General features: G+C 42.1%; 23 protein-coding genes and 1 other annotated feature. Of the genes, 8 read left to right on the top strand and 15 right to left on the bottom strand.

Features of this window, described 5'->3' with window-relative positions; all coding sequences use genetic code 11:
* Positions 1 to 54: 54 nt before the first annotated feature.
* Together G3RUM_RS03065 and G3RUM_RS03060 are read right to left on the bottom strand one after the other, a co-directional pair.
* Complete coding sequence (locus G3RUM_RS03065; protein WP_129735258.1) at positions 55 to 1,149, bottom strand: lysylphosphatidylglycerol synthase transmembrane domain-containing protein; 1,095 nt, start codon at positions 1,147 to 1,149, stop codon at positions 55 to 57.
* A gap of 1 nt (position 1,150) precedes the next feature.
* On the bottom strand, positions 1,151 to 2,257 hold the full coding sequence (locus G3RUM_RS03060) for an AI-2E family transporter (RefSeq protein ID WP_129735256.1): 1,107 nt from the start codon (positions 2,255 to 2,257) through the stop codon (positions 1,151 to 1,153).
* 41 nt (positions 2,258 to 2,298) lie between these two features.
* Here G3RUM_RS03060 and G3RUM_RS03055 point away from each other — a divergent pair, with 41 nt between their 5' ends.
* The 3 genes from G3RUM_RS03055 to tgt are packed head-to-tail and all read left to right on the top strand — an operon-like array spanning position 2,299 to position 5,054.
* Entirely contained in the window at positions 2,299 to 2,889 is a 591-nt protein-coding gene (locus tag G3RUM_RS03055) for an epoxyqueuosine reductase QueH (protein ID WP_206660903.1), read from the top strand.
* A 51-nt stretch (positions 2,890 to 2,940) separates the two neighbouring features.
* Positions 2,941 to 3,939, top strand: coding sequence for a tRNA preQ1(34) S-adenosylmethionine ribosyltransferase-isomerase QueA (gene queA, locus G3RUM_RS03050; RefSeq protein WP_129735254.1), 999 nt, complete (start codon positions 2,941 to 2,943; stop codon positions 3,937 to 3,939).
* Positions 3,933 to 5,054: a tRNA guanosine(34) transglycosylase Tgt gene (tgt, locus tag G3RUM_RS03045; protein WP_129735252.1), complete on the top strand. Its 1,122-nt coding sequence runs from the start codon at positions 3,933 to 3,935 to the stop codon at positions 5,052 to 5,054. The genes queA and tgt overlap by 7 nt, the downstream gene beginning before the upstream one ends.
* Here the strand turns inward: tgt and G3RUM_RS03040 are convergent.
* The 3 genes from G3RUM_RS03040 to G3RUM_RS03030 are packed head-to-tail and all read right to left on the bottom strand — an operon-like array spanning position 5,042 to position 8,112.
* Positions 5,042 to 6,403: a cysteine--tRNA ligase gene (locus G3RUM_RS03040; RefSeq protein ID WP_129735250.1), complete on the bottom strand. Its 1,362-nt coding sequence runs from the start codon at positions 6,401 to 6,403 to the stop codon at positions 5,042 to 5,044. The two genes, tgt and G3RUM_RS03040, sit on opposite strands and share 13 nt — an antisense overlap.
* A complete protein-coding gene (locus G3RUM_RS03035) occupies positions 6,396 to 7,139 on the bottom strand; it encodes an alpha/beta hydrolase (RefSeq protein WP_129735248.1) in 744 nt (247 codons plus the stop codon). The genes G3RUM_RS03040 and G3RUM_RS03035 overlap by 8 nt, the downstream gene beginning before the upstream one ends.
* Positions 7,132 to 8,112, bottom strand: coding sequence for a DHH family phosphoesterase (locus G3RUM_RS03030; protein ID WP_129735246.1), 981 nt, complete (start codon positions 8,110 to 8,112; stop codon positions 7,132 to 7,134). Before G3RUM_RS03030 ends, G3RUM_RS03035 begins: the two co-directional genes overlap by 8 nt.
* A 38-nt stretch (positions 8,113 to 8,150) precedes the next feature.
* Here G3RUM_RS03030 and G3RUM_RS03025 point away from each other — a divergent pair, with 38 nt between their 5' ends.
* Both G3RUM_RS03025 and pgsA read left to right on the top strand, forming a co-directional pair.
* A complete protein-coding gene (locus tag G3RUM_RS03025; RefSeq protein WP_129735244.1) occupies positions 8,151 to 8,582 on the top strand; it encodes a YqeG family HAD IIIA-type phosphatase in 432 nt (143 codons plus the stop codon).
* Entirely contained in the window at positions 8,579 to 9,136 is a 558-nt protein-coding gene (pgsA, locus tag G3RUM_RS03020) for a CDP-diacylglycerol--glycerol-3-phosphate 3-phosphatidyltransferase (RefSeq protein WP_129735242.1), read from the top strand. Before G3RUM_RS03025 ends, pgsA begins: the two co-directional genes overlap by 4 nt.
* On the opposite strand, the gene G3RUM_RS03015 is transcribed toward pgsA, so the two are convergent.
* Entirely contained in the window at positions 9,128 to 9,811 is a 684-nt protein-coding gene (locus G3RUM_RS03015) for a phosphatidate cytidylyltransferase (protein WP_129735240.1), read from the bottom strand. The genes pgsA and G3RUM_RS03015 overlap by 9 nt on opposite strands.
* 48 nt (positions 9,812 to 9,859) lie before the next feature.
* Between G3RUM_RS03015 and G3RUM_RS03010 the strand changes: the two genes are divergently transcribed.
* A complete protein-coding gene (locus G3RUM_RS03010; RefSeq protein ID WP_129735238.1) occupies positions 9,860 to 11,593 on the top strand; it encodes a class I adenylate-forming enzyme family protein in 1,734 nt (577 codons plus the stop codon).
* Between the two features lie 3 nt (positions 11,594 to 11,596).
* On the opposite strand, the gene recR is transcribed toward G3RUM_RS03010, so the two are convergent.
* The 8 genes from recR to G3RUM_RS02970 form a co-directional block, all read right to left on the bottom strand.
* The gene (gene recR / locus G3RUM_RS03005) at positions 11,597 to 12,202 is read right to left on the bottom strand and encodes a recombination mediator RecR (protein ID WP_129735236.1); all 606 of its coding nucleotides are present in this window, start codon (positions 12,200 to 12,202) and stop codon (positions 11,597 to 11,599) included.
* Positions 12,203 to 12,505, bottom strand: a complete 303-nt coding sequence (locus G3RUM_RS03850) for a YbaB/EbfC family nucleoid-associated protein (RefSeq protein ID WP_195157060.1) — start codon at positions 12,503 to 12,505, stop codon at positions 12,203 to 12,205. It abuts the gene before it with no gap.
* Position 12,506: 1 nt separating this feature from the next.
* On the bottom strand, positions 12,507 to 13,952 hold the full coding sequence (locus tag G3RUM_RS02995) for a glycosyltransferase family 39 protein (RefSeq protein WP_129735234.1): 1,446 nt from the start codon (positions 13,950 to 13,952) through the stop codon (positions 12,507 to 12,509).
* A gap of 48 nt (positions 13,953 to 14,000) precedes the next feature.
* Positions 14,001 to 15,365 (bottom strand): replicative DNA helicase, encoded by a 1,365-nt coding sequence (gene dnaB, locus G3RUM_RS02990; RefSeq protein ID WP_129735232.1) that lies wholly within the window; start codon positions 15,363 to 15,365, stop codon positions 14,001 to 14,003.
* Positions 15,334 to 16,692, bottom strand: coding sequence for a DNA polymerase III subunit gamma/tau (dnaX, locus tag G3RUM_RS02985; RefSeq protein WP_129735230.1), 1,359 nt, complete (start codon positions 16,690 to 16,692; stop codon positions 15,334 to 15,336). The genes dnaB and dnaX overlap by 32 nt, the downstream gene beginning before the upstream one ends.
* Before the next feature lie 33 nt (positions 16,693 to 16,725).
* On the bottom strand, positions 16,726 to 17,244 hold the full coding sequence (locus tag G3RUM_RS02980; RefSeq protein WP_129735228.1) for a hypothetical protein: 519 nt from the start codon (positions 17,242 to 17,244) through the stop codon (positions 16,726 to 16,728).
* 129 nt (positions 17,245 to 17,373) lie between these two features.
* Positions 17,374 to 18,423: a DsbA family protein gene (locus tag G3RUM_RS02975; protein ID WP_129735226.1), complete on the bottom strand. Its 1,050-nt coding sequence runs from the start codon at positions 18,421 to 18,423 to the stop codon at positions 17,374 to 17,376.
* Between the two features lie 18 nt (positions 18,424 to 18,441).
* Entirely contained in the window at positions 18,442 to 19,605 is a 1,164-nt protein-coding gene (locus G3RUM_RS02970) for an aminotransferase class V-fold PLP-dependent enzyme (protein ID WP_129735224.1), read from the bottom strand.
* 509 nt (positions 19,606 to 20,114) lie between these two features.
* Positions 20,115 to 20,242 (top strand) — a sequence feature (ribosomal protein L10 leader region).
* A 15-nt stretch (positions 20,243 to 20,257) separates the two neighbouring features.
* Between G3RUM_RS02970 and rplJ the strand changes: the two genes are divergently transcribed.
* On the top strand, positions 20,258 to 20,857 hold the full coding sequence (gene rplJ / locus G3RUM_RS02965; RefSeq protein ID WP_129735222.1) for a 50S ribosomal protein L10: 600 nt from the start codon (positions 20,258 to 20,260) through the stop codon (positions 20,855 to 20,857).
* Positions 20,858 to 20,878: 21 nt separating this feature from the next.
* Entirely contained in the window at positions 20,879 to 21,253 is a 375-nt protein-coding gene (rplL, locus tag G3RUM_RS02960) for a 50S ribosomal protein L7/L12 (protein ID WP_129735220.1), read from the top strand.
* 519 nt (positions 21,254 to 21,772) lie between these two features.
* On the opposite strand, the gene G3RUM_RS02955 is transcribed toward rplL, so the two are convergent.
* On the bottom strand, positions 21,773 to 22,339 hold the full coding sequence (locus G3RUM_RS02955) for a TM7S3/TM198-like domain-containing protein (RefSeq protein WP_129735218.1): 567 nt from the start codon (positions 22,337 to 22,339) through the stop codon (positions 21,773 to 21,775).
* Positions 22,340 to 22,387: the final 48 nt, after the last annotated feature.

Below are 22,387 nucleotides of genomic sequence, written 5' to 3'. Positions count from 1 at the left end.
ATTATATCACCTTTCGCTTACAAGTCCTTCTTCCGAAAATATCGATAAATTCTGTCATTGCTCCCTATGTCCATGTTTTTTATCTAAGTGCATCAAGAAGTAAGTTATGGCCCCCATTATTATATATATGTAATATGAGAAGAAACGCCAAACCAACATCGCCCAGAAGACATACCCTTCGGATAGTGCAGAGAATACCACATAAAAAGTACCTTCCGCCGCACCAGCATTGCCTGGTGTTGGCACGAAATACACTGCACTGGTAATCGCTACCGTTGTCACAAAACACGGCAAGAAATCTACATCCCCGCCAAACGCCGTTAACACAAAAAATGGGATCATGGACACTAAGAAATGAAAAGTTACCGAAATTAAAATAATTTTGAGAAATAGTCCACGCGTTTTCAGAATCAATTTAATAGAACGTGCATATTCGGCCACTTCTTGCTCTGTTTTTTTAATAACTTCTTCTTTATGTTTTACGATATGGATTTTTGCCAAGAATTTCACCACCAAATTAATTAGCTCTGCCATACCTTTTGGTAAAAACGTCGCAATCATTATTGTCACTGGCCAAAATGCGTAAAATAGTAAGCCAAAACACGCCGTAGCGATCAATGCTGCATTTTCAATACTAAGGCTACCCAATAGAAAACAAAACACCGCGATAATAATAAACCCAATCTGTCCAGATATCATCCCAAATAGCGGAATAGCCGTAGATGCGCCACTCGGCAAGCCACTATTCTTCCGCATATAATAAATCTGGAACGGTTGTCCGCCCACGGCTGCCGGCGTTATGTTGTCATAATATCTACCCAGCAACACCGTGCGTCGCGCCACTTTGCGGACTTTTCGTACGTCAAAATTCTCTTTGTCTGGTGTAAGCTCGCGCATCATCATCACGTATTTGGAAATTTCTAATGTAATCGCTATCACAAAACACAGCGTTGCCGGTAGTAGCAGCCACCAATTTATCACTACTTCCGATAGTTCTGCTGCGTTTTTTGAATTACCAAATTCTGAAGATGCTGTAATCGCAATTACTGCCACATTTAACAAAATAAACAAAAAAATCATCAAGGGTTTTTTAAAAAACTTTTTCACCGAAAAACCGTCATTTTTTGTTTCAGCTTTTTTATTCGACATCTTATTCCCTAGCTGCTTTTATATTCGGGTATTCTTCCGCTAAAACTCGGATACAGCCTGCAATCGGAATTGCTATGATTGCGCCGAGTAATCCAAACATGTACATACCAATCACAATCGCACATAATATTATAACTGGTCTCAAATTCAAGGCATCACCTTGAATCTTTGGCGAGATGATATTGTTCTCTATTTGTGCATAAACAATATAAATTACGGCGAAAATTCCACCAGCAATAGGACTTGAAAACAACAACAGTAACGTTACTAAGGTCCCGCCAATAAACTGTCCAAACATTGGAATTAGGTAGAACGTCATGGTAATTAACCCCATCGGCAGAGCTAAACTCGGCGAAAAGTTAAAGATTAACGACAAAACAAAAGTAATAGCCGAGGAGGCACACCCATCAATAATAGCTACAATTACTTGGCGAGATACATAGGTAGATACCACGTTTGCCATCTTCATTACCACTCGGCGCCCTACTTTAGCGGGCCTATCATCTCCATCTTTGGTCCCAATACGGTTCCAAAAACTTTCCATCATTCCCGGGCCATCTAACAGGAATAACAATGTCAAAATTAATATCAATACTACTTTCATCACGATATTCGCTACGCCGCTCACGCTAGACACCAAGTTGTTCCCCAGTGCTCCGAGCAAGTTATTAGACAGCCCAGACAGTGCGTTGCTGATTTCGCCTTCCAAGTTGTTCACTCCGATACTTCTACCAAAATTGTTAATTCCCTCCCATCCACCGAAAGTATTTTCAAAAGTTTCTGGGAAGTGTTGCACAAATTTTGCGGTCTCATTTACGACTACTGGCCCTACTATAGCGATAATCGTACCAAGCACTAATACTACTATTAAATACGCTAGGACTGCTGATACAGTTTGATGTTTTTTATCTTTACCAAAGTGCTTAGTAAAAAAGCCATTAACTTTACGCACTAATGGTTTTAAGGCCAAGGCCAAAAAAATTGAAATTCCAATTATAACTAGGCCAGTGATCGATTTCTCGATCAGAAAAATTACCGCGATAATTCCCAACGGTACTAACCAAAATTTAATAAAAGTCTGCAAATCAGTCTCGATTCTTTTAGACATAGACCTCCTTATAGAATAATTGTAGCATAAATGTTATAATTATGAAAACGAGTTTTATGAAAAAAGTTTTAATGCACACTTGCTGTGCGCCGTGTAGCGTATATTGTATAGACAGTTTACGGGCGGAAGATATTGAGCCTACGGTTTTTTGGTATAATCCCAACATCCACCCATATATAGAATATAAGGCTCGTCGTGATTGTTTGAAAGATTATTGTAAGAAAGTAAATGTGAAATCTATTTTTATTGAGGATTATGGCCTAGATGAGTTTTGCAGAAATGTCGTTGGTGATATTCCGAATCGTTGTGTCAATTATTGTTATAAAAAGCGTCTTACTGAGACCGTACGCTATGCGGCGAAAAATGGCTACGATGCTTTCACTACTACGCTCCTAGTTTCGCCATACCAAAAACACGAAGAATTAAAACAAGTTTGTAAAGATTTAGCGGCTATGGCTGGCATAGAGTTTTTGTACCGCGATTTTCGTGTAGGGTTCCGCGAAGGTCAAGCCAAAGCTCGCGAACTAGGCTTGTACATGCAAAAATATTGCGGCTGTATTTTTAGTGAAGAAGACCGCTATCGCAAACAAATCGAGCGTGATTTAGCGTCATCAAGCCGACCCACTTCATAGGAAACTATGATCAATAAGCAAAATTGAAAAATTATGGTATAATATATAAACATGTTGGTTTCTGATTATAATTATGATTTGCCAGAGAAAAGAATCGCGAAGTTTCCACCTGAAGAGCGTGGCTCCACTAGGTTACTTGTTTTGAACCGTAAAACTGGCAGAATTCAGGATAGTTATTACAAAAACTTAGACAAATTCTTAAACCCCGGTGACGTGCTAATTCTAAACGATACCCGTGTAATGCAATCTCGCCTATTTTGCGAACTGCCAGATGGCCGTAAACGCGAGCTAGTAGTATTAGAAAAACACGGTGACGAGCCGCAAAAAGTAATGTACCGTGGTAAACTTCATGATAGTGATGTCCTAAAAGTAGCAAACCAAGAAGTCATTGTTGCAAAAATCCTCGGCAACGGCATTGCCGAAGTTGAGTCAGATACTCCCCTTGTAGACCTAGCCGAACGGTATGGCACTGTTCCTTTACCACCTTACTTACATCGCGATGCGGAAGAAAACGACAAAAAACGTTATCAAACCGTGTGGGCCAAAAACATGGGCTCTGCTGCCGCTCCTACCGCTAGCCTCAATATGACTGAGGAATTACTAGAAAAATTAAAACAAAAAGGCGTGATTATCAAATACCTTACTCTTCACGTGGGGCTCGGCACTTTTCTTCCTATCCGCACCGACGAGGTAGAAAATCACAAAATGCATTCCGAATGGTTTAATATCCCCGAAACTACCATAGAAACTATCAACACAGCTAAATCTACGAACCATCGTGTGGTAGCACTTGGTACCACCGTAGCTCGCACTCTAGAATATTACGGCAAAACTGGCGAAACTAGTGGCGAAGACGACATTTTTATCTACCCCGGCTTTGAATTCCAAGTTATCGACGCCCTGCTTACTAACTTCCACGCCCCCAAATCTACCGTTTTAATGCTTGCTTCCGCCTTTGCAGGCTGGGATCACCTGAAAAACGCCTACGACCACGCAGTTGCCACAGAATACAACTTCTTAAGTTACGGAGATTCGATGCTAATATGCTGAAGTTTGACATAGAAAAACGCGATGGACTGGCTAGGGCGGGCATTATTCATACCCCGCATGGAGAGATATATACACCAGCCTTTGTCGGTGCCGCTACTCGTGCTACCGTGAAGGCTCTCACTATGCAGGAAATGCGCGACCTTGGTAGCCAGGCCATCCTCGCCAATACTTACCACTTAATTCTCCGCCCCGGCACAGATTTAATTAAAGAAGCCGGCGGCTTGGCTAAGTTTAGCAGCTGGCACGGCCCTACTTTTACCGATTCTGGCGGTTTTCAAATTTTCTCTCTGCCCAACGTCAAAATTAGTGAAAACGGAGTAAAATTCAAGTCCCACATTGACGGTGCGAATTTTGAAATCACACCAGAATCTAGCATGCAGGCCCAGTGGGCAATTGGTTCAGATATTCATATGGCGTTTGATCATCTAGCCAAGTCCGAAAGCCGTCAAGATATGGAAAAAGCGATGCACCGCACCCATGCCTGGCTAGACCGTTGTGCCGCCGAAAACGAAAAACTTGCTGCCATGGCACACAAAAACAATGAGCCAGAGCAGTATTTATATGCTGTAGTTCAAGGCGGCATTTTCAACGATTTGCGTGCGGAGTCTGCCAAATATTGCGCTTCCAAAAATCCCGACGGCTTCGGTATCGGCGGCGTTTTTACCGCTGACGGTATGGCCGAAATGCTCCAAACGGTCAACTCAATTCTTCCCGAAAACAAGCCTCGGCATCTACTTGGCATGGGCCAAGAGCCTATAGATCTATTCGATGGTGCCGAAAATGGTTGCGATACTTTTGACTGCGTTGGTCCTACCCGGATGGCCCGCAACGGCTCGCTCTACACTCTAGATGGCCGCATCAACATCAAAAACTCCAAATATAAGCACGATTTTGCCCCACTAATGTCGGGTTGCGATTGTGAATGTTGCAAAAATTACACCCGAGCCTATCTGCACCATCTTTTTAAGACCGACGAAATCACCGCCAAAATCCTAGCCAGTATCCACAATGAACATTTTGTCGTTCACACGGTAGACCAAATTCGCGAATCTATATTAGATGGCACATTCAAAGACTATAAAGCTCAATTCCTCTCTCGTTACTATTCCAAATAGCTCCATATTGTGCCGTTCGGTGCATCATCCAGAGCAATCCCCTGTTCTTTTAGTAAATCTCGGAGATCGTCCGATTTAGCAAAATCTCTTGCAGTACGAGCCGCTGCACGCTCCTCGATTAATGCATATTGCTCCGTCGAAATGTCTGGCGTATCAGCGATTAACCGCAGCCCAAACAGTTCATCAATTCTTTGCCAATCCGCCAAAGTTAAATCTAAATTATCTATCAGAGCAAACGCTTCTGCTGAATTTAAATTACTGTTTACTGCTGCAAGAATTTCTGCGAAATGCAGTTCTTCGCTAAGCTTTTGTCTCTGTTCTTCTGACACTTGATAACATAAAGCAATCCTGTTTCGCCAATTTAAACGACGATTTTTTGCTGCGGTCAAACTGTCAAAAGTGAAGTTGCGCGTGCCCTGGTAGTGGCCCGAAAGTAGCCACATCTTATAATCCATTGCCGAGAAACCTTTATCGGCTAAATCGTCTAAGGTGTACGTATTGCCAAGGGACTTAGAAATTTTTTGTCCATTCACCGTAACAAAATCACAGTGCAACCAATATCGCGCCAAGTCCTTACCAGTCATCGCATAGGTTTGTGCAATTTCATTGGTATGATGCACTGGAATATGGTCTACTCCACCAGTGTGGATATCGATTGGCTCTCCCAACGTTTCGTGAATAATTGTCGAGCACTCTAAATGCCACCCCGGATAACCCGGCCGGCCAAGATAGTTCCACCGCATTGCATGTTTTTCTCCGGGCTGAATAAACTTCCATACTGCAAAATCTGACACATTATGCTTCTCGGTGCTAAAACCCACTCTTGCGCCAGCTTGTAGGCCAGCCAAGTTTAACCTAGCAAAATCCGCATACTGCGGGAACTTAGCAGTATCAAAATATATTCCGTCTGTAGTTTCATAAGTGTAGCCGTGTGCCGTCATTTCGTCCACTGCGCGTTCATCCGCCTCTATATAATCTGTTGCACGCGCCAAAACATCCGCTGGCAAAAATTCCATCTTAGCATAATTTTCCATATACACATCAATATAGAAGTCTGCCACTTCAAATGGACTTTTCCCTTCGCGTGCAGCACCTTTCTCTAGCTTGTCTTCGCCTTCGTCGCCGTCCGATACCAAGTGCCCCACATCTGTCAAATTTAATACTCGTTTCACCTTATACCCATCCGCTTTTAAAGTTCGCACCAACAGATCCCAATATGTGTATGCTGCATAATTTCCAATATGTGGGAAACTGTACACTGTTGGTCCACAGGTATATATTTTTACCACTTCGCCTAATGGCTTAAAGTCCTCTACTTTTCGCGCCAAGGTGTTATATAGCCTAAGCATTTAAAATTTTCTCCAAAACATTTACCATTTTACTATACTTATCGCGCGACACTCCATGCCGACCAATAGTCTTGATTGCTGTTAAGTATTTTGGGTTTTCTGCCAAAACTTTCGGTAAATTAAAAGCTGCAATAAACTGGTCAGCATCTCCACATATCAATGTGGCATAAGTCTTTAGGTTGGCTAGAGTTTTGTAATTTTTCTTGTCCAGTACTATTTTCTCCATCGAGCTGTTAAATGCTTTTTCTTCTAAGATTTTTCGATTTTTTACGCTCACGGCATCTCTAAATACCTTTATTGCGGCCGCAAAAGCTGGATTCTCTAGGTCCTTTTCTGTGTAAATTGGCGGCGATATCAGAATTAAATGTTTAACAGATTTTTTGTAAGTATCAGCGTAACGTGTCGCGATAAAAGTACCCATCGAATGACCCACTAACACCAACGGTGTGGTAAGCTTCAATTTCTCGATCGAGTTATGCAGTGCCTCCAGTTGGTCCTTGTAATCATAGTTCAGCTCGTCGCTAGCATAAGACTTACCGGACCCTAACAGATCAAACGTCACAAAACGTATATCTCTGAGAGAAGTTGTTCCTTCCAGATATTTTATTGCATTATTAAAAGTAGAAGAATCCGAAGCTATACCGTGAATAAAAACTACTGTTAATTTTGGTTGCTTAACCGCACAAAAATCATGAGTTTTTTTCAGGGTTAATTTCTTTTGAAACAGACTAGCCATTCTTCAATAACTCCGGCACAATCTTTACAAGATCCTGTACTACGCTTTCATAGGTGGTGTCATAAGTCCTAAAACCAGCCGCTTGTGGATGACCGCCACCGCCAAAGTACCCTGCAATTTTTTCAGCAATCGGTACACCAGAAGCAGTACGAATCTTGCCAGTTACTTTGCCATCTGGGTAAGTTTTTACCGCCACAGCTACCTTTACGCCTTCCACCAAACGCATTTCCTCTAAAATCAACACATTCGGGTTATACTCATCCGAATATTCTCGGATATCATCCCATGGAATATGTACAGTGGCTAACTCTCCGCCCAGTGAATATTCTATCCGTTTAATTAAGTCTGCTTTGTAATCCAAAATCCTTGGCGACTTCTTCATGAACTCTCGTCGTCTATCTTCTAGGTCTGAAATCTTTGCGCCTAATTGCGTTAAATCTGCCGCTATCTCAAAAGTCTCCGCCGTTACGGCAGAGCTAGTTAATCCCAAAGTATCAGACAAAATTCCTTGGAAAATCGCTTCCGCTGCCAGGGTGTCAATTTTGATATCTTGATTTTTCGCAATGCGATAGATTACTTCTGCACAGGCTGGCCTCACCTCTAAAATAATTTCATGCGGAAACTCTATATCGTCAGGCGTTTCGTGGTGGTCTATTACTAATACTGGCGCCGAACGTAGTCTGCTAAATATTGCCGCGTCCTCCAAAAGTTTAGATAGCAGTACCGTCGCTGCCGTATCTACAATAATGTAACCATCCGCTTTAAAGTCAAAGTCATTTGTTACCCGTGACCAATCTATAAAATAGTGCAGATATCTCGGTATGTCTACTGGACAATATAGCGAAACGTCTATATCGGGCAATAAATAATCCAGCGCGATCGCACTCCCTAAAGAATCCCCATCTGGATTTTCTGCCTGTATTACGCAAATAGACTTCTTATTTTTCAAAAACTCTGAAAAGGCATCGTACATAATATATATTATACCTTATTTTATGGTAAAATAAACATATGAGCATTTTTCGCGCGGACCGCAAATTTGAACGCTTTGAGGATGTTACGCCTACATTGTTAAAAAAAGAAGGCGTCAAACTTTTGCTGTGTGATCTGGATAATACCTTGAGGCTTCATTCCGAAAAAGAACCAGCAGATGAACTTGCTAGCTGGGTAGAAGATTGTCGTGACGCTGGCGTACAGATTGTTATTATCTCCAACAACGGTCGCAAAAAAATGATGCAGAAATTTTGCGAGCCAATCAAGGTTCCTTGTGTATGGTGGGCCAAAAAACCAGTTAGCACCAAGCTTACGGAAGCTATGGTTAAATATCAATTTAAGCCTTCCGAAACTGTAATGCTCGGAGACAAATGGTCAACTGACGTTTTAGCAGCTAAGTTCGCCAAAATTCGTGCCTGGCAAGTGGAGCACAGGAAACTTGTAGTATGAGTGACAAAAAGGCTCAACTCACTGGTCCTACGTATCTTACCATCTTGCGCATGGCGCTGTCTATTTTGTTTTTAGTCTTCATTCTGCTGCCTTACGTCTGGGCGAGGGTGATAGCGCTAGCTCTATTCGTCATAGGAGCAATCACTGATTTGGTTGATGGTAAATGGGCTCGCAAAAAGAAAACCGTCACTGACTTGGGGGCATTCCTTGATCCCCTGGCCGACAAGATGTTGGTGAACTTAGCATTCTTGGCGCTGGTGACTCTATATATAATTCCAGTTTGGGTATTTGCTATAATTCTAGTACGTGACTTTGCGGTTGACGGTATGCGTATGATGGCGGCACGCGAAGGAATCACGATTTCTGCCTCATTTTACGGCAAGCTAAAAACTACTTTTCAAATGACGGCCCTAATCGTCTTATTACTAAACCTCGTCGTCAATTTAGAATTTTTTGCCTTCATCGGTAATGTTGCTCTCTACGCCGCACTTGCGCTAACAGTTTTTTCTGGTTTCGATTACATAACCAAAGGCTGGAAAAAGATCCTAAAATAATATTGCCGAAACAATCAATAATATGGTTCCGGTAAAGGCTAAAGAATCTAAGCGATCCAAAAAACCCCCGTGCCCTTCTGTCCCGCCAACCACAAACTCCAATTTCTCGAAAAACTTATTTTTTATGACTATTTCGTTAGAATCCTTTACTTTGAATTGTCGCTTCAAATAACTTTCAAACAAATCACCCATCAAGGCTAACGGCCCGCATAATAGATAGATGTAGTCGCTACGCCCCAGCACTGCCAATAAGAGCAGCGTCAATGCGGCGGAAGAAACTAAGCCCAGTGCAGTGCCCTCCCAAGTTTTATTTTTGGAAATATGTGGGAACGGCCGCGACTTTTTGAAAATTTTCCCACCGAAAGCTTTGCCAAACAAATACGCAAATACATCATAGCTGCAAACGCCAAAAATCAATAGCCAAATCTCTATCACGCCAATTTGCGCTACATACATAGAGCCATAGATTAAAAACATGACTTCAAAAATTGCCAATACTACATTCTTAAAATGTGCCGTCTTCTTAAAAAAGCTCAATAGCTCCATACCTGATATCATCGCGAAGATACCAAATAATATCTTAAATAATACGCCATCAAAGGTAAACAAAGAAACAATCGCAGCTGCCAATAATCCAAACCCGCATAGCACCCTCACCCGAAAATTCTTATCCATACACACATTATAGCACCAATTCCTTAGAAAAAATGATAAAATAAACCTATGCCTTTAGAATATATATACAAAAAGATCAAAAATACCCTGCGCAAAATCGATATGCGATTAGAGCGCGCTAAGTACGGTTACATTGAAAAATTGCCAAAGGATATTGAGTACTTTAATGGTGGATTGTACGACGCCATATATGAGGCTTCTTGTAAATGGCCACACAATACTGCTCTGGAGTATTTTGATGTCCAGATTACCTATAAGGAGATGATTAAAAAAATCAACAAAGTGGCTGCAGCTCTGAAGGTTATCGGAGCAGAAAAGGGTGATCGTATTACCGTTTGCATGCCAAACACCCCAGAAGCAGTTTATATGTTTTACGCTATTAACGAAATCGGCGCAGTGGCCAATATGGTCCACCCGCTCTCTTCCGCTAAGGAGATCGAAGACTACTTGAATCAATCTGAATCTAAAATAATTTTGTGCGTCGATGTCTCTTACCCTAAAGTTGAAACCATCATCAAAAATACCAGCGTCGAGCAAGTTATCGTAGTCTCGCCTACCAGGTCCATGGATCTAATCGTCCGCCTTGTTTACAAACTTACAAAGGGCCGCAAAAACCACATTAACAAGAGCCAGCATATCATTACTTGGGATAAGTTCTTATCGAAAGCCAGCAGATATGTCGGTAACCCCCATGCACGGGTCAATTCTGAAGATGATGCGGTTATCATGTACTCAGGAGGCACAACCGGTAAGCCCAAGGGCATCATCTTGTCGAACTTGAATTTTAATGCCCAGGCTCTTGGTGCCAAATATCTTGTACCAGAACTTTTTAAAACTGACCATTCTTTTATGGCCTTTTTGCCAAATTTTCACGCCTTTGGTCTGGGATGCTGTATCCATATGCCACTTTATTTTGGCGCGCGGTCTTTCTTGATACCACAATTCAACCCTAAAAAATTTAAAAGTTATATCACTAAATACAAAGTGAATATTCTAGTGGGTGTTCCGACAGTTTTTGAACATCTTACGAAAATTAAGTTCAAAAAAGACGGTCTAAAGCACGTAAAATTCGTCGTTTCGGGTGGTGATATGGTGAGTATGTCCAGCAAAGAAAAAATTAATGAATTCCTGAAGGCACACGGCTCGAAGGCTCTCATAGAAAACGGCTACGGTCTTACCGAAGCGTCGGGAGGATTCATTTTTTCGCCACTCAGTATTGCCGAAGATCCAGATGCTATCGGCTACCCATTGCCAGATAATGACGTTATTATTATGGATATTAAGACTAAGAAGGAAGCCGAACTGGGAGAAGATGGTGAAATTTTGGTGCGAGGCTTGTCGGTAATGAAAGGTTATCTGGGCAAGCCCAAAGAAACCGCCGATGCTTTCATCACAGTAGGTGGTAAAAAATATCTTCGTACGGGAGACATTGGCTACATGGACGAGCGTGGCGTGGTGCATTTTCGCTCTCGACTCAAACGTATGATTATATCCAACGGCTACAACATTTACCCAGCCAATATAGAGGATGTCACGCTTAAGTGCAAAAACATAGAAGCTTGCGCCGCAATTGGTCGCGAGGATAAACTTCGCGGCGAGAAGGTAGTTATATTTGTCGTCCCGAAAACTGATGCCTCTGAGCGTAGCATCAAAAAAGAGCTATCTAGTATCTACAAACAGTATCTCGCCAAATATGAAATTCCGCGCGAAATTCGCTTCATCGACGCTCTACCAAAGACTAAGCTCGCTAAAGTCGATTTCAAAGCTCTTGAACAATTATAAAACCTACAACTGAGTTCGGTTTTCTAGAGCAGCACTCAATGTAATCTGATCGGCATAGGATAAATCTACACCTAATGGTAGTCCACGCGCCAACCGCGTAAGATTTAGTTCCGGATATTTTTCGTGCAACAACTTCTCCAACAAAAGTGCTGTAGACTCACCTTCCACTGATGGATTGGTAGCGATGATCACTTCTCTTGCGTTATCGTCATCTATGCGTTTAATTAGCTCCTGTATATGCAGCTGTTCAGGCGTGACCCCATCTATTGGCGAAATCGCGCCACCAAGTACATGGTAAGTACCCTTGTACCCACGAGTTTGCTCTATAGCATATATATCAAGCGGTTCTTCCACTACTAATATCGTAGTTTTATCGCGCCCCGGATCCGTATAAAGCTGTGATACATCATCATTTGCATCGATTAAAGCAAAGGTCACCGGGCAAAATTTTACCTGTGTGTGTAAGTTCGCTAATGTGTCAGCAATATTACCTGCTACTTTTGGATTTGAACGAAATAGGTAGTAAGCATACCTCTCCGCCGTACGTGGTCCCACGCCAGGCAACATACCCAACGCATCTATTACATTGTTCAGTGCTTGCGGCAACATTTACATTCCGAGGCCAAGATTGCCAAGACCACCCATCAAAGGCTTCATTTTGTCTGTCGCAATTTCTTGTGCTTTGGCAAAGCCATCACGCATGCAGTTTTCAACCCAACGTTCCAATTCATGGATATCGTCTAGATCTATCTTTTCCGGGTCAATCTTCACTTTTTTAACTTTCAGCTCCCCATTAATCTGCACCACCACGGCGCCATCGCCGGCTTCTACTTCTACAATCTCGTTTTTTAACTCCTTCTGAGCTTTACGTAGTTGATTCAGTAACTTCATTTGGTCCATAGTCTGGCCCATATTATTCTCCTTCCACTTTTTCAGTATGTGTATATAGATATATTATATCAGAGTTGTCCCTCATTGGGGAAGTAATTATGCGGCTTAAAGTATATTGCTCTGACTTTGCCTCTAATTTACCCAAGACTGCCACTTCGTCCATCTCGCCTATTTCATCTATTACCGTTATATCACTTTTTGCTTCTAATATCTTATAAAAATCGAAATCTTCTTTAACCAGCAAATATCCATCGGTTAAATTTTCTTGTATCACAGACAGCTTATCGCTAAACTCGTTCGCAATATTTGGATTATAACGATAACCATATATGTATTGTAGCAATCCAGGCACTATCATAAGCCCGAAAAGTATCGTAAGTGGCAACAACGCAGATATTCTCGCATACGGGTTTTCTGGGAACAGGCCGTACCATTTTTCTAGTAAATACTTTAACCCATGTGCTATCAATATAGAAAACGGCAAAATAAAGAATACTACTGCTTGCGAGTTAAACCCTGTAATGATTAGACAAAACACTGTCAATATGGAGGCAATAGAATTACGAGAAGCGAAGAAGCCTTTAGTGGTAGAAAATAGTCCAATTAACGCCAAGGCAAAGGTCGGTAGACTTATCAATGGGGCCAAGAACACATTTTCGAGACTATGGTGCCACGAAAACACCGGTGCTAACCCAGCCGCTATATTGCCGAAGAACTGCCCCATATGAAAACCTTTGCTGAATAATAATTCCATAATAGTTTCCGGATGGTTAAAGACGCTAATGCCTAATATCGTAAAACCAGCCAATATCATAATACCAACCAGAGCTAGAGGTAATTTAGGTAGCCCCTTCACTATAAATCTAAGATGTGGCTGCGCTAAAACGAATATTATACAGAATATCGCAAAATATATCATATATGGCGTGAAAATAGAAAATAGCATTGCTATCGCAAACATAAAACAATATAGTGGTCGCGGACGTTTCTCGCCTTGTATTTTTGACCCTAACCATAATAACAAAGTTGGCCAAAACACTACCATTATTAACGGGGTGCCAGACCCAGCCAAAAACAAAAAGGGTGTAGACAGTACTATTAAACACGATGCCAGTAGCGAAACATTGCTCTTAAACCAACGGTTAAGCAGCAGTATCAATAGGAATCCTAATAGCAACCCCACTATAACGCTCGGTAATTTTATGCTATATGTTGATAAACCAAACATGACTACAGAAAATTTTTGTAACAGCCTATACGGTAAGTCCACCAAATCGCCATTTAGAATACCATTTTTACCCAGGTAGTATGAGCTGGTGGCAGAACTCATCTCTGCTTCGGATAGGCCATTCTGTGCGTACAAAGGCAAGGTAATTAGCAATATAGTAAACGCCAAGCCTAATATTATGTAGCCGATTACAAACCTATAACGGTACAAAAAAAGTTTAGAAATAATAATTTTCTTCACATAAGTATTATACCATATTTCGTACAATGTCTAGCGATATAACCATAACTATTCTCTGGTTTTATCTAGCGACATAAAGCGCAATAATTCCGGATGGAAGTATAGCTCAATCTTACCCACCGCACCATGACGATGCTTAGCTACCAATAATTCGGTAATGTGTGTTTCTTCGTAGTTATCGTCGTTTTGCTTATAGTAATCTGGCCGATGCAAAAACATTACCAAATCGGCATCCTGCTCGATAGACCCAGATTCCCGAAGATCAGAGAGTACTGGCCGGGGATCATCTCTTCCAGTTACGCTACGAGATAACTGCGCCAGAGCAATTACCGGTATTTCTAATTCACGTGCAAGAATCTTTAACCCACGCGAAATCTCAGTCACTTCTTGTACGCGATTGCCTTTATATCTATCGGAGCCCTGAATTAGCTGTAAATAATCTACAATCACTATGCCAATATCATGATCGTGCATTGCTCGACGTGCTTTATTACGAAGCTCAACTATTGTCATCGAGCTAGTATCGTCTATGTAAATTGGGATTTCGTCCATTTCGCCCAACGCATCACCAATTTTCGAAAACTCCTCATCAGATAAATTGCCAGTGCGCATCTTCCAGTTATCTACGCCTGATACGTCTGAGATCATCCGGTCAATAATTTCATTTGCTGCCATTTCCATCGAGAAGAATAGCACACCCTTTTTATTAATACTAGCAATATTATATGCTAAGTTTTGTGCAAAAGTTGTTTTACCCATCGCTGGCCGCGCACCAACAATTATTAAATCACCCTTTTGGAATCCGGCCGTCTTTTTATCTAAATCACGAAACCCAGTTTTTAGTCCACGTAGCGCGCCCTTATTTTTGTGTAATTCTTCAATTCTATCAAACGCATCAGCCAAAAGCTCTTCCATTGGTACATAATCACTCTTGACAATCTTGTCTGAAACTTCAAATAATTGGCGCTCCGCTTCTCCCACTAACGTGTCTGCTACAACATCATCTTCGTAGGCCCGATTGGCTATTTCAGTGCCAGCCTTAATCAATCGTCGTCTTATCGAAGCTTTTTCTATTATATCGGCGTAGGCCCTAGCATGTGACGCTGCTGGTACAAAGTTAGAAAGTTCAGTCAGATAAGGTGCACCACCGATCTCCTTCAATTTTTTCTTAGTCTTGAGCTCTGACGTCAATGTCAACAAGTCTACCGGTTGATGTCGATCATATAGATCTAACATTGCCTGAAAAATATCTTGATGGCGCTGTTCGTAAAAATCACGCGGGCGCAGAACGGTTAATATCTCTGGCAATACATCATTGGACAACATTAAAGCTCCGAGCAGAGACTTCTCGGCAACAACATCCTGTGGCGGTACTCGGCCACTACTCTTCGAACGGGTTTCCTCCTCCATCATTTCGTACCTCTCCTCCCATTATACCAGATATTTTATCTAGTACGTCGTCTTTTGGTACTTGGCTAGGTGTTTCGCCAAACTCGTGGATGGTGATTTTTGTGTTCCCTCCTGCCGCCTCAGATAATAGCCTCTTGTTGTTGTCTCGTGACAGAATAGTTTTGACTATCTTTCGTTCTGGATAAATATGTAGCACCCCGCCCAATAGCTCATGGCTGGTCTTTACTAACTGTGAATATACCGCATCGTTCATCGACTGCACTTTGCTAGTAAATGTGTTCCAATCAAAATCTGCACTTGGGGCCGCGGTAGTATTTTTGTTAGTTGATGGAGTAGTCACAACGTCTTTTTCCGAAGACATTTTCCGATCAGATTGTTCTGGAACATGCGCCCCCGATGTAACCGACGGACTACAGGCCAGTGCTACTAATAACTTGGCCTCCGCAAAAGGAGCTTTAACTTCTGGTAATCTTGCTAGTAGCGTTAGCAAATTTGGTTTTGGCTCGGCAATGATTGTGCTAATCATTTCCTCCGCCAAAGTCTCTGGTTTTATTCCGTTAGATAATAAGTCTTTCAAAAGGGTCGCAATTTTTGCAATGTTTCCCGTAGTGTATTCTGTGAGCAGCTCGGCAATTTTTTCACCCTCTGGCAAACCCATTACCGAAATTACTAACTCTTTCGTAATCTCTTGATCAGACAAAGTCGAAATCTGGTCCAGTAGCGACAGAGAATCCCTAAATGAGCCACCGCCTCTTTTTACTATAATATTCAACGCTTCATCAGCAATTTTGATCTTTTCCTGATCGGCAATGGTCCTCAGATGACCGAACATTGTCTTGCTGTCTGCCAATTTGAATGTATAGGTTTGTGCGCGCGAGGTAATGGTCACAGGCACCTTATAGGCATCGGTAGTCGCCATGATAAATATTACATGAGCCGGCGGCTCCTCTAGAGTCTTAAGTAGAGCGTTGAAAGCTTCTTTGGTTAGCATGTGTACTTCGTCGATAATGTATATTTTATACTTACCACTAGTTGGCGCGATCGCTGCCTTTTCTCGCAACTCTCTAATATTATCTATACCACGATTGCTAGCCCCGTCTATCTCAATGATGTCTACATAATCGTCTTCTAGCTCATAATTAAAGCCGTTTACTTCGTGTGCGAAGATACGAGCTACGCTTGTCTTTCCTGTCCCCCTTGGACCAATAAAAAGATATGCATGGCCAATCTTCTTTAGCTCCAACGATTTCGCTAAAGGCTCAGTGACTTGTGGTTGCCCTACTACATCCTCCAGCTTCACCGGCCGGTATCTTCTATAAAGGTTTTTCATCTCTATTAATATTATACACCAAAAGCAAAAAGCCTACAGTGCAGCTTCCACTGCTGCCCAGGTCGCATCTTCGTTATTTGCTGGTATCACTACGGATACCTGGGAACCATCACGCAAATGAAAATAAGTTACGGAAGCATACAAAATTTGATATTCTTTGCCCGCCACTTCTACGAAATATTTATCATCGTGATGAATCAGCGTACCAATGACCGTCTTACGCTCTACTGGACCGATCTGTTTATATAGGAACTTGCCATCCTCCGTAATCGTGAGCTTCATAATGTCGCCCTCAACAAGCTTAGACTTAGAGGCATAGTTAGCCGGTACTGGATAATTTTTGCCGTCAGGGCCAATCATAATTTGCCCGTCAAAAATCCCTTCGATGATCTTGCCTTCTGGACTGGAGACTACCGTCTCACGTGGCGCAGAAATCGCTTCGCCATCCCCTAGTATAGAGATTAACAATTCTTTCGCGGCCGATAAATTTGTCTCAGCCTCACTTAGTAAACTTCGCAATCTTTTTATTTGTTTTTCTGGTATTTCAGACATCACCTCGCATCCTGTCTAAACATAGTATTAATATTATATTATATTTGTTTTATCGTAAAGTCAAGATTTTTTTCCGAAAGTTTTCCACCTAAAAAACACCGGTCATGCAAAAAACGTTGTAAAAAATACTCACTTTGATTCGTACAGCCCAGTATGCCGTTTGCCGTCATAAATCATCGTCGGGATACCCTTTATTCGCAAGTCGTTTTCGACAATCTGACGATTCTCGCTCATTTTATCGGTGATCTCTGAATAGGCTACAATTTGACGAATCTCGGCAACCGCGTCTTCGTTTAACCCTGCTTCATTCAGCCAAAGCTCCAAGTGTTCTACTGCTTCTTCGTGCGAATAGTCTTCGTTAAATTTATTTTGGTAAGAAATTCCTTCACTATTTTTGCCAGTGAAGATATGGTCTATCAGCTCTATCGCTAGACCAGACCGAAACTGCTCTGCTGCCAGCATGTAACGCACTACAATCTCTGAATTTTTAAACTTGTAATTATCGTCAGTGTCTTGAATTGCGAATGGCACCAAACGAACATCATAGTTGTCAAAAAATCCGCTAGCTTTCTGGTTGCGATATGAAATCATACACACTGAACAGCCCGGATCGAAAATATCCACCGCTACTGGCCTATCGGCATCATATGGATTTACCACAACGTAATTAAAATCGTAATCCTCAGCGTTATAGGTGCGGAATTTGTCTGGAATCGCCTCGAATATCTCACCCCATTCAGTAAACCATCGCCCGGTAGCATCTAAAGGATTACTTGGTTCGCTCTCGTCTATCGAGCAAACTTCTGCTCCTAGCGAACACGCCGAAGGCTTAGTTACATTACACGAGCCTAGTGCCCATAGCGCCAGCAAGGATTTGATTGCCGTAAGTATCGCCCACACCGCCACTACTACTATTACTACCGAAATGATTTCAATTATTACCGATAACGGCTTTACCCACTTCGGATGTTTTATGATCACGCGGCTAAGCAAAGTGTGTTTTACGTCGTCTTTAAAACCGGTTTCGCATTTTTGTAGGCGCACCTTTTTCCATAGGCAGCCCCAAGCCTTTTTGAACATTTTCCAGTAAGCTTTACCGACTTTGGGCTTAAAGATCGAAATGATTGCTACAAACACCCCAATCAACGCCAAAATAATAAAAGCAGCTATACACACCATAATGAACTCATTCTATCACTAATAAATAATTTTTTCCATGACCTTTTTGATTTTCGCGATATCTTCGGGTCGGTTATGTAGCCCTAGTGAAAATCTAATTAGGGGTGGCAGTCCTAGCACATGGTCTAAATAATAATGTACGCAGAAATATCCTGTGCGTGCCATAATCTCCTCACGGCTCAGTGCATTGCCAAGCAAGTGCGAGTCTAGCCCACCCACGTAAAACGTCATAGTCGGATTGGCTTTGTAATTCACCAGGTGTACTTTTTCTGATCCTCTCAAGAAATCATATAGCTCAGTTGTGTTTTTTTCTAAATTTTGCCAAGCCTTTTTAGGTAACTTGTCTAGCCACTTTAGCGCCGCGCCTAGCCCAACTATCTCACCCCACGCTTGCAGACCCGCCTCAAAACGCGTATATCGATGCTCTTTATTCTCGGCCGAAAGCAAATAGCTGTCTTTTGTCACATCGTCTACCATGCCCCCACCCACAAAACCTTGCGTGAGTTTTGGCATTAAATCATCTCGCCATACGATTACGCCTAACGACGGCGCGTATAGTTTATGTGCAGAAAAACAAATTGCATCCGCTTCTACCCCACGCACAATATCCGCCGAATGTGCCATGGCCTGCGCCGCATCAACTATTACAATCCCTCCGACCTTGTGAACCGTCTTAACCAGCTCCTTGATGTTCTCGAGTTTTCGCCCGTCAAAATTGCTTGCACAATTCACTACTACTATCGCTTGCGCAAAATCATAATCCGTCAAATTCATCGAACCGTCTTCATTTCGCTTTATCACCTCGCGTGGCAGGCCCGTGCGCTCGCTGAACGCCATTGTCGCGAGAAACGGCGAATTATGCTCGATATCGCTCGTTATAATTTTATTGAAATATTTCGCATCCAATTGATCTAGAATCAAATTAATTCCGTAAGTAGTGTTCAAGGTAAAAGATGCTGTGTATTTCCGCGCGGAAAGTTTCAAGAACTTTAGTACCAGTTCTCGCGTTTCTTCTACTTTTGCATCCGTTTCTACGCCCCATTTATACTTCACTCGTTCACCACAAGAATTATGCTCAGCATAGTACTGGTTAATTGCATCAATCACTGGACGCGGACGCAAACTCTGACATGCACCATCCAAATAAACTTCACCTTCGTCTAAATAATCAAAATCATTCATAGCTCTATTATATAACACCTCTGGGCAGAAATAAGCTTGACTTTTTTGAAAAGTGTGCTATAATAAGAAAGGACCTTGGAAAAGGTTACATTAGAGGAAAACTAACCTCGTTCTTTAGGAGCTGAAAGAGATGAACAATGACAACAAGATGTCAAGAAAAGATGCGGCCATATCGGCAATTGCCTCTATTTATGGAGCCTTTACCATATTCTTCCTCGGTTTTATGATCCTTAATATCGTCCGGGGGGGGCATACCATTAATAATTGGTGATGCAGTGGCGGCCGTTGGCGAGCTGGCGCTGATATTCGACAGGTATGAATATTATCGTAAAGGCTCCCGCATAAGATGGGTTGCGTTAGTAGGGTTAGGCTTACTATGTATTAGTATCCTCATTAAACTTATCCCCATCGGTTAACCGTAAGCCATCCAAGTCTCATCTTCGCCGCCCACTGGGCGGCTTTTTCTTGTCGTACGTTAACCACACTATTGAATTTTTTGTCTATTTATGTTAAACTGGAAATAGTTGCCAAAGACAGTGGCGGTGTCTTGGACACTCAATCATGCCACCGAGGAAATATTCTTGTAATTATTTGGTGACGTTAATTAACAATTGGCTAACCATTTTTATCAAAAATAACCAAGGAACTTTTTATGGCAATTTCAAAAGATAAAAAGACTACATTGGTTGCTGATCTTACCGAGCTTCTTTCCAACTCTAAAATGGTGGTCTACGCCAAGTACGAAGGCCTTACCGTAGCAGAATTGCAAGAGCTCCGCAAAATGGCTCGTGAAGCAAATATTAAAATCAAGGTTGTAAAGAACCGTTTGGTAAAAGTTGCGATGAAAGAAATCGCTGCCTACAAAGACACCGACGCTTCTGGCCTGACCGGACAATTGCTTTACGCGCTTGGTACTGACGAAGATTTCGACGCGGCAAAAGTTCTCACGAAATTCGCGAAAACTCATGCCAAGATGGAACTCGTTGGTGGTTTCAACGGCGAAGGTGCTGCTCTTTCCAAAGAAGAAGTTACTACGCTTGGGAGTCTACCTACCAAGAACGAACTTATCGCTCAGGTGGTGGATACGCTTTTGTCCGGCATCAACGGTGTAGTTTCTGCGCTTGAAAACAAGCCAGAAACTATCGAAACTAAACCGGCTGAAGAAAAAACCGAAACCGAGGAAAAGCCTGCAGAAGAACCAAAAGCTGAAGAAAAACCAGTCGAAGAAGCTAAAGAAGAAGCAACCGCTTAATATTAATCAGAAAGGAAATTTATGGCTACTGATATCAAAAAGTTGGCCGAAGAGTTGGTCAATATGACCGTGCTTGAGGTTAACGAACTCAAAACTTTGCTAAAAGACGAATACGGCATCGAGCCTGTAGCAGCTGTAGCTGTGGCGGCTGGTGGTGCTGGTGACGCTGGCGCTGATGAAGGCAAGTCTGAATACGACGTTGTCTTGAAAGATGCTGGCGCACAAAAGATTGCAGTCATCAAGGCTGTAAAGGAAGCTACTGGGCTTGGCCTCGGTGAGGCTAAGGCTATCGTTGATGGTGCTCCTGCTACCGTCAAGGAAAAAGTTGCTAAGGCGGACGCTGAAGCGATGAAGAAAGCTCTTGAAGAAGCTGGCGCGACCGTAGAACTCGCGTAATTTACAAGGTTAGCTAATTTGTTATAAAAAATCACCCCCCATGGGGTGATTTTTGGTGGAAAATAACTACAGGAAAAAGCCGCCATATAAAGGCGGCTAAGCTAAACTGCTGTGCTAAGAAAAACAATAGATAGACATTATTACCAAATAAGCCACGAATATCATAAAATCTAAGATTGTTATAGAATCTGGAATTCTAATGTCCTTTTCTCTCAAATAGATGAAAATAACATTTGATGCCCAAAAGATAATACCAAGGGCATATCCTATGATTACGTACAGCGGAGCGCTATGTCCAACGATTTCGCCAGTTATAACGAAAATCGTTAAACCGGATGTGCACAGATTGCAACCAATCAAGGCAGCTAATATGGCAAAAAAACCTATAATGCTTTTTAAAATAACTTTTCAAAGTAGCTCAACTCCTTAAGGTGCGAGACATTTAGTCTCTAGTGTAACCCTTTCGCAGGATCCAGCCTTATTATAGCACACTTATGCAAAAAAGTCAAGCTTAAGGGGTTACATGATGCGTTTAGCCGTAAGAAACTGAAATACCGAGCCGATCGCATCCAGCCCACCTAGGATAATAAAGTAATAAGTTTCTTTGCTAATATCCGGAAACAGTGTAAGGATCGCCAAAGTCAATGCATAAGCCCCAGCCGTAGCGGTAGCGATAATGGTGGCTGGTTTCATCATCATTACTGCTGCGCCAGCTGCTATTACGCCGATCACCCCGCCTATCGCTAAAGTTTGCATTTCCGCACCAAAATACCGCACCGTTATTACCATTATTAGTGCAAAACATATGCCGCCTACACAAAGCTTTTCAATGGAAAACCCAAGTAGCGCCAAAAGTAACCCACCACCAATCGGCAGTAGCATTTGATACAAGTTGCTCTCAGCAATCTGCGGCACTAAATTATTAACCGTCGGCATCAAAAACGTCATTAAATTGTAGCCTAAAATAAACCAAATAATAAAGAATGCAATTTTCTTAATGCGATAGCCAAAAAACAGTAGCGCTAGCCCTGCTGCCGCCATAATTATCATTTCTGGTGTGCCCAAATTGCTAAAGTCTAAATTCATATTTTTAGTATACCACAAAAAAATAGCCCCGCAGGGCTATTTCCTAAA

The organism is Candidatus Nanosyncoccus alces, assembly GCF_004138395.1.
Lineage (GTDB): Bacteria > Patescibacteriota > Saccharimonadia > Saccharimonadales > Saccharimonadaceae > Nanosyncoccus > Nanosyncoccus alces.
The sequence above is the reverse complement of the archived record's forward strand: the minus strand, read 5'-3'. Positions and strand labels throughout refer to the sequence as shown.

Coding starts and splice junctions, on each gene's coding strand:
- G3RUM_RS03065 (WP_129735258.1), bottom strand. CDS start 1,149: ATGTCGAATAAAAAAGCTGAAACAAAAAATGACGGTTTTTCGGTGAAA.
- G3RUM_RS03060 (WP_129735256.1), bottom strand. CDS start 2,257: ATGTCTAAAAGAATCGAGACTGATTTGCAGACTTTTATTAAATTTTGG.
- G3RUM_RS03055 (WP_206660903.1), top strand. CDS start 2,299: ATGAAAACGAGTTTTATGAAAAAAGTTTTAATGCACACTTGCTGTGCG.
- queA (WP_129735254.1), top strand. CDS start 2,941: ATGTTGGTTTCTGATTATAATTATGATTTGCCAGAGAAAAGAATCGCG.
- tgt (WP_129735252.1), top strand. CDS start 3,933: ATGCTGAAGTTTGACATAGAAAAACGCGATGGACTGGCTAGGGCGGGC.
- G3RUM_RS03040 (WP_129735250.1), bottom strand. CDS start 6,403: ATGCTTAGGCTATATAACACCTTGGCGCGAAAAGTAGAGGACTTTAAG.
- G3RUM_RS03035 (WP_129735248.1), bottom strand. CDS start 7,139: ATGGCTAGTCTGTTTCAAAAGAAATTAACCCTGAAAAAAACTCATGAT.
- G3RUM_RS03030 (WP_129735246.1), bottom strand. CDS start 8,112: ATGTACGATGCCTTTTCAGAGTTTTTGAAAAATAAGAAGTCTATTTGC.
- G3RUM_RS03025 (WP_129735244.1), top strand. CDS start 8,151: ATGAGCATTTTTCGCGCGGACCGCAAATTTGAACGCTTTGAGGATGTT.
- pgsA (WP_129735242.1), top strand. CDS start 8,579: ATGAGTGACAAAAAGGCTCAACTCACTGGTCCTACGTATCTTACCATC.
- G3RUM_RS03015 (WP_129735240.1), bottom strand. CDS start 9,811: ATGGATAAGAATTTTCGGGTGAGGGTGCTATGCGGGTTTGGATTATTG.
- G3RUM_RS03010 (WP_129735238.1), top strand. CDS start 9,860: ATGCCTTTAGAATATATATACAAAAAGATCAAAAATACCCTGCGCAAA.
- recR (WP_129735236.1), bottom strand. CDS start 12,202: ATGTTGCCGCAAGCACTGAACAATGTAATAGATGCGTTGGGTATGTTG.
- G3RUM_RS03850 (WP_195157060.1), bottom strand. CDS start 12,505: ATGGGCCAGACTATGGACCAAATGAAGTTACTGAATCAACTACGTAAA.
- dnaB (WP_129735232.1), bottom strand. CDS start 15,365: ATGATGGAGGAGGAAACCCGTTCGAAGAGTAGTGGCCGAGTACCGCCA.
- dnaX (WP_129735230.1), bottom strand. CDS start 16,692: ATGAAAAACCTTTATAGAAGATACCGGCCGGTGAAGCTGGAGGATGTA.
- G3RUM_RS02980 (WP_129735228.1), bottom strand. CDS start 17,244: ATGTCTGAAATACCAGAAAAACAAATAAAAAGATTGCGAAGTTTACTA.
- G3RUM_RS02975 (WP_129735226.1), bottom strand. CDS start 18,423: ATGGTGTGTATAGCTGCTTTTATTATTTTGGCGTTGATTGGGGTGTTT.
- G3RUM_RS02970 (WP_129735224.1), bottom strand. CDS start 19,605: ATGAATGATTTTGATTATTTAGACGAAGGTGAAGTTTATTTGGATGGT.
- rplJ (WP_129735222.1), top strand. CDS start 20,258: ATGGCAATTTCAAAAGATAAAAAGACTACATTGGTTGCTGATCTTACC.
- rplL (WP_129735220.1), top strand. CDS start 20,879: ATGGCTACTGATATCAAAAAGTTGGCCGAAGAGTTGGTCAATATGACC.
- G3RUM_RS02955 (WP_129735218.1), bottom strand. CDS start 22,339: ATGAATTTAGACTTTAGCAATTTGGGCACACCAGAAATGATAATTATG.